Here is a 12,209-nt window from a genome sequence, read left to right as displayed (position 1 = left end):
TCTCACGAGAGTTTTTTAAACAAGTCCATCTCACGGAATTCTTGAAGTATTCATGTAACGCAAAATAATTCGCTGTTTATTTTTGAGTTTACGATCTTGACGGTGGTGTTGATAATAACGCGGATTCGGCAAGATCGCTGCCAAAAATACGGCTTGCTCACGTGTTAGACTGCTTGCCGATTTTCCAAAATAATGACGTGCTGCAGCTTCCACACCAAAAATATGATCTCCAAATTCAATGGAGTTCATGTATACCTCAAGAATGCGTTGTTTTGACCACATACGCTCCATCATGACAGTAGCGACAGCCTCTTGTCCTTTACGTAAAAAAGAACGCTTATTAAATAAAAATAGATTTTTGGATAATTGTTGGGAAATGGTAGATCCACCCGCAACCACTTGTTCTTTTTCTTTATTTCTTTCCAAAGCATGTTTTATGCCGTCAAAATCAAAGCCATGATGTTGCATAAATTTAGCATCTTCAGCTGCAATAATCGCACGTTTCAGATGATCACTGATATTCTCATAATCACGCCATTGATGCTGAATAGGCTTCGAACTGTCGGTCCAGTATGTCCAACGCATGAGCATCGTTGTATCAACAGCATTGGTTCTCCACCATGCAAGACTTGAAAAAATCCATAGTTGAATTACAAGGATGATACTGACAATGACCAATAAAGTTCGAACAATAAATGCTTTCATGTCAGTGTGTTGCTCCTTTTGTTAGCGTAGTGCATGCTTGACCTTAATCCATATCATTATCACAGAATACAATGACATGACTGAAATGCAACCACCCCAATTTCAAAGCCAATCACGTCTACCCTTAAGTCAGATTACGTTTTTACTCATTACACTGAATGTTGGACTTTTTATCTGGCAAATCTTTAGCGGGGTGGATGTATCAAACCCAGCAACAATAGATGCTTTGCGCTGGGGTGCTGATTATGCACCGCTGACTTATTTAGAGGAACCCCTCCGAATCTTCAGCAGTACATTTTTTCATTTTGGTCTTATTCATTTAATGCTCAATATGTGGGCATTGTATATCTTTGGCAATGTCGCTGAGAAAACACTTGGACACGTTTATTTTTTAGGCTTGTATCTATTAGCAGGCATTATGGGAAGCTTGATCAGTGGACTGATTGATATTCGGAATAGTTACGAGTTATTGGAGCATGTCAACCATGATTTATTTCCACGTGTATCCGCAGGTGCATCAGGTGCCGTTATGGGTTTAGGTGGTGCTTTAACGCTCTTATCTCTTTTTCCCCCTTTACCACAACAACAATTTCTCTTTGATCGTAAATCGCTGCTGATCATCTTGGCATTAAATATTGGTATGGGATTCATGATCCCTGGAATAAATAATGCAGCGCATATTGGTGGAATGTTGATGGGTGCAGTCATGGCTTTATGTTGGTACATCGGTCAACGATTTAGACTAGGCTTCACCACTACCATCGTGGTACTTCCTCTAGGCATCTTCTTATGTTGGCTCATGTATCAATATAACTTAGGCTTAGTGAGCGGAATACAACCCATTTGGGCTGAAATGTTGCAGCAAATGAAAATGCAATTGGCGTATTAATTCCAATTGCATTTTTTAGACCTCATATATTTTATGATTGATTGAGTTCGCGCAAGCTTTTTAATGGAGGAATCTCAGTTAAGTAGCTTAAACGATAACGACCTATCAGCGCACATAAGATCATCATGCTCATAGGTAGAATCACCCAGATTTCCCAATGCGGTTGTATTGCGAGATCCATTTTATAACTGGCGATCGCACTGATGACCTCAGCAAAAAAACACGATACTAAGCCAGCCATAAAGCCGATAAATCCAATTTCTAAACTCAGCATATTTTTCAAATTGGATTTTGAGCTGCCAAATGATCTTAAAATCGCGACTTCTCGCTTTCGCTCATCCATCAATAAATTAATGCAAGCAATCAACACCAAAAAACCTGAAACACTGACGAGAAGCGCAAGAATGGTAATAATCTGAACCAGAACAGATACTAAGTTTTTAATTTCCTCTAAAATTAAGGAAACATCGATAAATACAGTATTTGAGAACTGCTGAATCAGATTGACCAACTTGGATTTTTCATCTTGAGGTACAAAAAAACTTCCTAAATAACTTCCAGCATTTTCATCCATCGTATTCGGTGCAAAAATGAAGAAAAAATTTGGACTGAAGCTTTCCCACTCGACTGTTCTTAAATTTACAACTTTGGCTTGAAGTTCACCTTCTGGCAAGCTAAAGCTGAGTTGATCACCCACTTTTATCCCTAACTCTTCAGCAAGATTTGCTTCAACAGAAACATCTCCCACCTGCTGCAATTGTGGCTGCCCACTGACAATGACATTATCTTCTGGATAGCCTTGAGCTTGAGTCAAATTCAACTCTCGTCTGAGTGAGTTATTTTGCGCTCTTAATGATTCCGAAAATGGCTGACCATTATGTTTAATTAGGCGTCCGCGGATATTCGGATACAAGGGTGTACTTGGCCAACCTTCTTTTTCGATCTGAGCTTTAAATTGCTCAACTTCAAATGGAGGAAGACCATAAATAAATTGATTTGGCGTACCTTCAGGTAACTGTTGCTGCCAACGATCTAATAGATCCGTCCTTAATACTACAAGAACTGTAATCAGGCTCAGACCTAATGCAAGTGCAGTAATTTGAAATGCTGTTTGATTAGGTACACGTACATAGGCTGACCATCTATTTTTCAAAGATTTGATCATCTTTAATAGCAACCAAACTATGCTGAACATACTTGCACACAATGCGAGGATCGTACCGATAACGAGCAATGAGAGCTGTATATTTTGAGTGAGCAAAATACAAAATAAAATAAGACTTACAGCTCCCGCTCCCAATAAGGTCAAGAGAGAACGCGTAGATTTAACATCCTCACGGATAACACGAATTGGAGGCGTATTTAAGAGCTGCATCAAACTTGGGACAATAAATCCAAACATCACAATGACACTGGTGAATATTGCAATCGGCAAAGGACCCAAAACCAAATCAAACAAGCTAAATTGGATGTCTAAATGCGGAATCAGTTGTAACATAAACTGCAATAAAATATAGCCTAGACCAATCCCTAATCCAGTACCGATGAACATCGCAATTGCGACGGCAATCATAAGTAATGCAATATAGTTCTTAAGAATTTGGAACTTTGCAGTCCCCATACATCTCATTAAAGCAACATGATCTTGATTTTGTTGAACGTACCGTTGACTGGTCAACGCAATTGCAATACCGCACAGTAAAATTGTAAGAATGTTTGCAAGCTGTAAAAAAGTATCTAGATTTTCAATTGGACGCATCAGGCGGGTATTCGCCTCATCCGCAGTTCTCAAGCGAATTGAGCTTGGGGTTTCCATTGCTTGCTGATCATCTGCATTTGGTTCAATCATTTTTTTAGGATGGAGCTGATCAAAATAAGCCGTAAACTCATTAAGTCTATTCGGCTCACCAGACATAAGCAGACGATATTCGATACGACTTCCAGGCTGAATCGCATTGGTTGCCGCAACATCAGATTGTGAAATGATCACTGTAGGTGAAAAGGCGGAAAATCCGAGTTCTTGGTTAGAATCCTTTTCAATGACTCCTGTGACTGTAAAACTCGCATCTGCGATTTGAACCCTCTCCCCTATTTTAACATTTAATAAATCTAAAGCACGTTGACTCAGCCATACCTCTCCTGACCGAATAGCAGTCTGATCAGGTTGAATAATGAGTTCACCACGTAGCGGAAAATTGGACTCAATCGCTTTGACATTCACCATGACAAATTGTTCATCGGTATGTGCCATTGAGCCAAAAACCGTCACTAGGGACTGGTGTAGATTGAGTTGACTTGCCTTCTTTTTAAATTTTTCATCGAGCGGATATTGATCACTTAACACTAGATCTGCAGCTTGAAGCTTAGCAGCCTGCAATGAAACAGCTTGTTGAATCTGATCATTACTGAACTTTAAAGCGGTTGTCGCACTAATCGCGAGACTCAATGCAAAAATGAGCAAATAAATCCCTGTACTAGCAAAACTTTGCTTCAACAAAGGTTTAAATAGCGCACTCATACACGCTCTCCAGATCTTGAAGCACCTTGTACTTTTTGTAATTGACCATTGATCAATTCATAATGCGTCTCACATTTTTGTGCTAGCTGTTGATCATGGGTGACTAAAACCAATGTAGTGCCCAGCTCCCGATTCAAATCAAATAAAAGCTGTTCTATCTCCTGGGCTGTCGTCCCATCTAAATTTCCCGTTGGTTCATCCGCAAATACAATTTTGGGCTCAGCAATTAAAGCGCGTGCAATTGCTACACGTTGTTGTTCTCCCCCAGACAGTACTTTAGGTGTTTGAGTACTTTGACGATCTAAACCCACTTTGTTCAACCAATAAAGGGCTTGTTGTTCTGCTTTGGCATAATCAAAATTCTTTTGAATTCTCAGCGGTAACATGACATTTTCAAGCGCAGATAAAGAAGGTAAAAGCTGAAAGGATTGAAATACAAAACCAATATTTTCAAGTCTAATTTGAGCGCGTTGCTCTTCGCTTAATTGCTCAACTGCTATACCATTAATCGACAATGTTCCTGAACTTGGCTGATCTAATGTCGCCAGAATTCCCAGCAGTGTAGATTTTCCAGAACCCGATCTGCCTGTGATTGCGACTTGCTCGCCAGGATAAATTTGTAGATTTAGATTCTCAAAAATCGTCAACTTTTTTTGTTGGATCTGTATCGTTTGTGTCAATTGCTGTGCAGAAATTAACGCTTGTGGCATGATTGAAGAAGTTGAGTCATTACGAACCATAGAAAGCCTTTATGCAAATCAGTCAAAGTTTAAATATTGTTACGTTGAGAAAAACTGCCTTTTTATTTATCTGCAGTTGTCTGTTTCTTTTACCGATCAATAGCTTTGCAAAAACTATCCTTATTCTTGGTGATAGTTTAAGTGCTGGTTACGGCGTGCCTACCGAGAAAGGTTGGGTCAATCTTTTACAAAAACGTCTTGATCAACAGTATCCGAAACAACATCGAGTGGTCAATGCAAGTGTCAGCGGTGAAACAACCAGTGGTGCATTAGCACGTTTGCCCAAATTGCTTCAAACACACAAACCAGATATTGTCGTAATTGAATTGGGAGGTAATGACGGTTTACGAGGTCAACCTCCAAAAATGATTCAACAAAACCTAACTCGATTAGTTCAATTGAGCCAAAAATCTAATGCCAAAGTCCTTATGTTTGGCATGAAGATTCCTCCAAATTACGGCTCAGCCTATAGCAAATCCTTTGAAAATAATTATAGGGTTGTGAGCCAGCAATTTAATGTGAAGTTGCTCCCTTTTTTTCTAGAAGGTGTTGCTGGAAATAATAAACTCATGCAAAAAGATCTGATTCATCCTAATGAACAAGCTCAACCTAAACTCTTAAATAATGCATATCCTTACATTAAAGGCGCTCTATAAAGTTATAGACATAGAGATCCATAAATCCCAATCAATAAAAAAGCCAGCTTAAGCTGGCTTTTTTAAAATGCTGATATTAGAAGTCAAAGAATGTAACTTCACCTGTTTCAAGTGAGTATTCTGCACCTACAACTTTTAATTTACCTTGTGCAATCAAGTTTTCCAACACCGCAGAACCATGGCGCAACTGGTTAACTGAAGCAAAAACATTTGAGCGAACCGCGTGTACTGAAAGCTTTTTCAAATCATCTTTTAACTCAGTTTGCATTAAAATTTCGACTGATGGACGTACGCGATTGACAATAGACATCAAATTAACAGATGGCGGTTGTTGAGGATTACGTAATGCTTCAATCGTTGAGTCGATTGCGCCGCAATGTGTATGACCCAATACAATCACTAAAGGACAATTAAAACTTTCGGCTGCAAACTCCACACTTCCAACTTGAGATGGAGCTACGATATTACCTGCTACACGAATAACAAATAAATCACCTAAGCCCTGATCAAAAACCATTTCAGCTGGAACACGTGAATCAGAACATCCTAATACAATCGCAAATGGCTCTTGAGTTTCAGCCATCTGAGCGCGCTCATGATGCGTCAATAATCGTTGATGCTTGGTTTGACCTTCAACAAAACGTTGATTACCAATTTTTAAACGTTCTAAAGCTTCTTGTGCAGTTAGCATCTTGTATCCATGGTTTATCAAGGTTTGAAGTAATTTTAATACTGTGCTTTTTGATTGTCACTGACAAAATTTAAACTCTGTTACAATTTTTGTTAATTGCTAAAAATATCTTCAATTTCTTCAAATCTGATGATTATGATCATTCCTTACTGAATCACTTTAGCAGCTGATTCAGCGCTTAAATTTATGTTTATGAAGTAAAACTTATTTAAATCGAGAACCAATTATCACAAAAATAGGATTTATTTTTTTACTTTTAACTACTACTTTATAAAAGTCACTTGATTATAATGTCGCCCTGTTTTAAGGGATTTCACCTGCATGTTTGTTCATCTTCCTTTACCCATATTAAAGCATCAACATTTATTTTCCATTTTACTCTCGTTAATGCTCAGCCTCGGTACCTCATCTACCCGAGCAAATACTGTTGAATTTATCGACTATCAAAAAGTTTTAAATGAAGAACGTGCTTGGTCAGGATTATCCAATAAAACGATTCGCGTCGGAGATGTTGTGTGGTCTTATAGCGAAGGTGGTCCTGCTGATCGACCTGCCTTATTGCTCATTCATGGTATAGGCATGAACCGAGACAGTTGGAATCATGTAGCTCGGAATCTCACACAGCAATATCGCGTCATTATCGTTGACTTGCCTGGAAGTGGACAAACGCTAACACCGAAGGGATTTGACTTATCACTTCCTCATCTGACTGAACAGTTACGTCGTTTTGCAGAAGCATTACGCATTGAAAACCAGCTTAATCTAGCGGGTCACTCTGTCGGTGGATCAATCGGACTGATGTATGCTGCTAAATATCCTCAAGAAATGAAAAGTTTATTTCTGATCAGTGCCGGTGGATTATTCAGAAGCAACAAAACATTCTTCCTCAATAACCCAATTTATTTAAAGCAGCTTTTAATCTCACAACCTGGTGACTTGAATTATGTTTCTAGGAGAGTCATGCATAAAGCTCCCTTCGTACCCAGTTTAATCAAGAAACAACAAGAGCAAGCACTTATTCAACGCGCGGCGGATACATCTGAGTTGATTCATCAGCTTGTTAAACTCAATCAACAGTACACCGTTGAATCATTTGCTCAATTGTTAAAAAATATTGAGGTTGAAACATTGATTTTGTGGGGAAAACAAGATCAGATAGTCAATGTTGAAGTTGCACATGAATTAGGGACCGCCTTAAAAAAAGCACATCCCCCTATTCTATTAGATCAAATTGGTCATACACCTATCGTAGAAATACCTGATCTTGTGGCGCAACATTACTTAAGTTTTTTAAATAAGATGAATACCGTTAAAACGTCATCATCAAATTAAGGATATTGAGAATTTTCATGGAAAAAAATCCTAAAATCGAACAGTTGATTGAGGCACATTTGGCATTTCTTGATCATGAATTTTCTCAAGACGACACCATTGAAAATGAATTTTTATATTTTTATCAATGGTTTAGAAAACAACCTTTAAAGCAAATTTGGTCTTTCGAGGCGATTAATGCACTGCTTCAAAAACAAATTCTAAATACACCTGCAACTGATTCTCTCATTCAACAGATTGCGGAGCATATTCGATTTGCGTTGGTTCACCCGCTTAATGAAACGACTCAAATCGAAGATATTATCTCGGTTCACACCATTGATCGAATTGCACTTTATATTTCATCTAAAAGTGCTCACCGCCAAGCTCTAATTAAACGTATTGTAAACAATCCCGCATTTTCGAGTATGCTCACCGAGTTAATCCATCATTCTATTCAGGATTATATTGATAATTCAGTGATGAATAAAAAAGTACCCGGTGTCGGCCGCTTTATGAAAATGGGCAAATCAGTTCTTGAAAGTGTCACTGATTCAAATCTTGATGATACGGTCAAACATTATCTTCAAAAAAATATTATCAAGATCAGTCAAATTAGCGAACAAGTGATTAACCAACACTTTGATGATAATAAGCTATACCACTTCCAAGCCAATCTTTGGCACAAAATAAAGCAAGTCCCACTCTCTGCTGTTAAAAACTATATTGAAATCAATGATCTACCAAATACTGTGGCAATGGGACATGATATTTGGGACAACCTCCGTCAAACTGAATACCTAAAGCAACAAGTACACGATGGTATTTATACGTGGTATTGCCATAATCAAGACCGCTCTTTTGATCTGATCATGCAAGATATCAATATCAACGAAAGCCTTGTTCAAAATGAATTAAGTGCTCTACTCTGCCCCGTAATTAAGCATATGATTTCTAGTGAACACCTTAAACAACGTGCACGTGTATATCTTGAAAAATTCTACTATTCTGAACCAGCACTAAGTATTCTCACATCTTAATTAGAAAACCGCTCCTTAGAGCGGTTTATTAGAAATATGTCGTCGGTATTTGAATCTCAATTTGATGCTCACTCAGCCATGAATTGAGACGTTCTATTTTACGTAGGTCCTTTGATTTTCTATGCTCGCTTATAGGGTAGATATAATGGCAATTCATCAATAAAAATATACTCTCAACAAGTAGTTTTAAATTTTGCTGAAAACAAGGAAGGTGATGTAACTGTTGAAAAGTTTTAGAACCTGTTCTTAAACTTTCAATAATGACACTCATCACCTCCTTCGGAGCTTGAATTGGGCCAATTGATGTTTTTAAATTAATATTATCCAATCGCTGATTGTTAAGAATAAGATCTAATCTAATCTTATGTAAAATTCCTAAATGGTCTTCAAAACGGTAATTCACTGATTTTTTTTGAAACAAATCCATACGCTGCTTTGAATCCCGAGCAATATCTTTTAGATACTCTTTTGTATTCGAAATATTCACATCTGATATCAACTGTTGCAAGTCGACTGGAATGCTAAGAGAATCTAAGTTTTCAGTTGGAACTACACTCCCAATATATGATAGATCAGCTTCAATCTTTAAAATCTCATGTACATCTACACTATAAAGGGGTTGCCAATAATCAGTTAAAAGTTCGTGAGCGAGATAATTGGTATCATTTTTTAATGTATTCACAATTCCTTGTATTTTGTCATATCCAATAAAAGCGCCTCTCCGATTTAATTCACTCACTAGTGCTGTAGACAATTCAATACTTTGAGCAGATTGCTGAGACGTATTTTTATCAACCAAGTTAAAGATTTTTTGAATAGGCTTTAAAGTAGCGGATCCAGGAAAGCACATATAGTGTAAATAGAATAGCCCTTGGTCCTTTAAAGATTTATCTAGAATCTGCCTAATAAAATATTGATTGTATTCAGAAACCCAAGAATACACTCCATGACAGACAATGAAATCAAACACTTCATTATTATTTTTGTTAAATTTTTCAAAGTCTATATTTAAGAATCTTATATTGCTTAACTGTAAGGATTGAGCAAGATCTGTAGCTCGTTGTATGTGTTTGTCATTAAAATCCACTCCGACAAACTCAGCGTGCGGATTTGCAATTGCTGCCACAATCAAGTTAAGACCACAACCACAACCCAACTCTAAATATTGAAAATTTTGAGATATATCTGGCGCTATATAACCTTGAAATTGGCTGATTGTACTCAGCCAAATTGGCTGCATCTCTGGATAAAAAAACATAGGATAGATGGTGTCAACCACATAGCCATCGACGCGCTTCATTATTTTCCTTCTAAACTCGACTATTCAAAGCTTGGAGTGAGATTGTCGCTCTCACTCCAAGCACAAGACATTAAAACTTATAATTCAAGGCAAAGCTGTAACGTCGACCATCAAGCACCCAATCATTTCCATCTTTCAGTACATTTTTGTTTGCAACATTATATACACCAGTAGATAGCTGGAATTGGTCACTATACTTATACACAGCTCCAACATCTACAAATGTATAAGCTGGTGTTTTATCTCCATCGGTATCACCCACTGTTTTGCCACGATAATTCAATTGAGTCCATAAATACAATTGATCATTAAAGTCCCAATCTAAGCCTGCATTAAACATATGTTTAGGCAAATTATTCAATGGTTTACCTTCATACTGTCCAGATTTTTGCTCACTATCTGTGAATGTATAAGAGTGTCTATATTTTAAGTAATCTGTGATGTTGTAATCTGTGGTCAGTTCAAGCCCTCTAATTTCGGCTTTATCAATGTTATAGTTGAGTGTATAACCATTTGCGTTATATGGCAGATTAGGGTTGGACTGATAGAAAGCACTGCTATCAACGAAATCATTAATTTCAGATTGAGTGTAAGGCGGCTCACCGTCATTTTTTGGGGGAAGTCGACTACCATCTAAACGACCAGATCGAGTAATTTTATCGTTAAAGTCAGTTTGATAGACCATAAGACTTGCAGATAAACCCAATTCAGGATGAGTGAATGCAAAACCTGTTTCATACGTTAAACTGGTTTCTGGCTTTAAATTTGGGTTTGGCATAATTGCCCCGCCCATTGAGTTCAGCATGTAATCTGGAGAAGAATTACGTAAGCTCGGCGCTTTATAGCCTGAAATTACACCTCCTTTTAAAGTCACGTTGTCTGTAGCTTTATAAACTGCATATGCCTTTGGACTGAAATTATCACCAAAAAACTCATTTTCATCGAAACGACCACTTAAGGTTAGTGCTAACTTATCACTGACATTCCAAGTATCTTCTGCAAAAATAGACCATTGATATCGATCCATTTTAGTGACTTTACCAGCCATCGCTGCATTTTGGTTACTTGTACCATCCTCGAGATTTTCTTTTAAATATCGCCCGCCAATGGTCAGACTATGATCTTTGAAAAAGTACGTTCCTTGTGTATTGGCTGTGATAGTCTCAAATAAAATCCCCCCTGGATTTTGAACTTTACCCACAGTACGCCCTGTAATTGCATTATTTTTATCTTTATCATATTGCAAGTAAGAAGTGAGTTTTAGATTGTCGTAATCACCATCATGAGTAAGACTAAAATTATTTTTTTCTAATTCGGAGTAAGTCCCTGTATTCGGTACGACATCTGAACGATAGATTAGCTCACCATCATCATTACGATTATTCGTATTATATGCTGGATAATAATTTCCATTAGATAGAACGAAATCTTTACCATCGATATCAACTTTAGGCCCCGTTACTGAAACATACTGGGTATAACTTTTACCTGGGTTGTGTGTACGCTCTTGTTGAGTTCTTACATATTCAGCAGTGAGTGTGTTTTTTTCATCTGGTGTAAAAACAAACTTTGTACCTAAATTTGTTTTTTGAAAATCTGGTTCACTCTCACCTGTTTCAGCTGTATTTTTTTGTAATGAACTTTCTTCAATTGTTTGAAGACCAGCCGTAACTTGGACTGAAAGAAGCTTATCAATTAATGGCGCATTTACATACAAGCTGGTATTGGTTGCGTCGTTGTTAACATCATTCGATTTTCCAGCTTTGATATATTCTGTTCGAATACTTGCAGTCAAACGATCTTGATGCTTTTTAGTAATGATATTAATTACACCACCCATAGCATCAGAACCATATAGAGAGGATGACGGGCCTCGAATCACTTCAATACGTTCAATTGATTCTATTGGCGGTAAGAAGTTTACTGATGCTCCTTGAACCCCCCCATTTGTTGTTAAAAGACTACCATCATTCATTGGACGTCCATCTACTAAAAATAGGGTATAAGCTGATCCCATACCCCGAATGGAGATCGTCTGGTTCGTTCCACCACCTTGTACAAATACACCTGGAACATTTTTCAATGCATCAGTTACATCACTATAAGATTTTTTTTCTAATTCTTCGGCAGTAATCACTGAAATCGTAGCAGCAGCATCCGCTATATTTTGCTCATAACCACTCGCTGAAGTTACGACAATTGTTTTTAACTTAGTTGTATCTTGTTTTGCATTAGTATCTTGACCAATTTGCTCTTGTGCAAAACTTGAAACCGACATGGTGGTTAAGACAGCAAACGCTAACTTAGATTTTAAAAATGTCTTTTGCATTGTGTAATTACCAAAGAATGTGTGGAGAGA

Annotated in this window: 10 protein-coding genes; 4 read left to right on the top strand and 6 right to left on the bottom strand. The window is 37.6% G+C overall.

Annotated features, from left to right (window positions below; genetic code table 11):
- Nucleotides 1-30 precede the first annotated feature (30 nt).
- Nucleotides 31-705: a monofunctional biosynthetic peptidoglycan transglycosylase gene (gene mtgA, locus AC1M86_RS06175; RefSeq protein ID WP_481607541.1), complete on the bottom strand. Its 675-nt coding sequence runs from the start codon at nucleotides 703-705 to the stop codon at nucleotides 31-33.
- Between the two features lie 76 nt (nucleotides 706-781).
- Here mtgA and AC1M86_RS06170 point away from each other — a divergent pair, with 76 nt between their 5' ends.
- A complete protein-coding gene (locus AC1M86_RS06170; protein WP_481607540.1) occupies nucleotides 782-1,594 on the top strand; it encodes a rhomboid family intramembrane serine protease in 813 nt (270 codons plus the stop codon).
- A 31-nt stretch (nucleotides 1,595-1,625) separates the two neighbouring features.
- On the opposite strand, the gene AC1M86_RS06165 is transcribed toward AC1M86_RS06170, so the two are convergent.
- Both AC1M86_RS06165 and AC1M86_RS06160 read right to left on the bottom strand, forming a co-directional pair.
- A complete protein-coding gene (locus tag AC1M86_RS06165; protein ID WP_481607539.1) occupies nucleotides 1,626-4,112 on the bottom strand; it encodes an ABC transporter permease in 2,487 nt (828 codons plus the stop codon).
- The gene (locus AC1M86_RS06160; protein WP_416224319.1) at nucleotides 4,109-4,822 is read right to left on the bottom strand and encodes an ABC transporter ATP-binding protein; all 714 of its coding nucleotides are present in this window, start codon (nucleotides 4,820-4,822) and stop codon (nucleotides 4,109-4,111) included. Before AC1M86_RS06160 ends, AC1M86_RS06165 begins: the two co-directional genes overlap by 4 nt.
- Nucleotides 4,823-4,863: 41 nt before the next feature.
- Between AC1M86_RS06160 and AC1M86_RS06155 the strand changes: the two genes are divergently transcribed.
- Nucleotides 4,864-5,508 (top strand): arylesterase, encoded by a 645-nt coding sequence (locus AC1M86_RS06155; protein WP_092766885.1) that lies wholly within the window; start codon nucleotides 4,864-4,866, stop codon nucleotides 5,506-5,508.
- 76 nt (nucleotides 5,509-5,584) lie between these two features.
- Here AC1M86_RS06155 and AC1M86_RS06150 read toward each other — a convergent pair whose 3' ends face one another.
- Complete coding sequence (locus tag AC1M86_RS06150) at nucleotides 5,585-6,199, bottom strand: carbonic anhydrase (protein ID WP_035266649.1); 615 nt, start codon at nucleotides 6,197-6,199, stop codon at nucleotides 5,585-5,587.
- Nucleotides 6,200-6,520: 321 nt separating this feature from the next.
- Here AC1M86_RS06150 and AC1M86_RS06145 point away from each other — a divergent pair, with 321 nt between their 5' ends.
- Both AC1M86_RS06145 and AC1M86_RS06140 read left to right on the top strand, forming a co-directional pair.
- A complete protein-coding gene (locus AC1M86_RS06145) occupies nucleotides 6,521-7,531 on the top strand; it encodes an alpha/beta fold hydrolase (protein WP_481607538.1) in 1,011 nt (336 codons plus the stop codon).
- A 17-nt stretch (nucleotides 7,532-7,548) separates the two neighbouring features.
- Nucleotides 7,549-8,550: a hypothetical protein gene (locus AC1M86_RS06140; protein ID WP_481607537.1), complete on the top strand. Its 1,002-nt coding sequence runs from the start codon at nucleotides 7,549-7,551 to the stop codon at nucleotides 8,548-8,550.
- A 28-nt stretch (nucleotides 8,551-8,578) separates the two neighbouring features.
- Here AC1M86_RS06140 and AC1M86_RS06135 read toward each other — a convergent pair whose 3' ends face one another.
- Nucleotides 8,579-9,850 carry a class I SAM-dependent methyltransferase gene (locus tag AC1M86_RS06135; protein ID WP_481607536.1) on the bottom strand — a complete coding sequence of 424 codons (1,272 nt, stop codon included), beginning with the start codon at nucleotides 9,848-9,850 and terminating at the stop codon, nucleotides 8,579-8,581.
- 70 nt (nucleotides 9,851-9,920) lie between these two features.
- On the bottom strand, nucleotides 9,921-12,179 hold the full coding sequence (locus tag AC1M86_RS06130; protein ID WP_481607535.1) for a TonB-dependent receptor domain-containing protein: 2,259 nt from the start codon (nucleotides 12,177-12,179) through the stop codon (nucleotides 9,921-9,923).
- Between the last annotated feature and the right edge of the window lie 30 nt (nucleotides 12,180-12,209).

This window comes from Acinetobacter sp. ANC_7654, from assembly GCF_056779855.1.
Note: the sequence above shows the minus strand (reverse complement) of the source record. Positions and strands in the feature narration are given on the sequence as shown.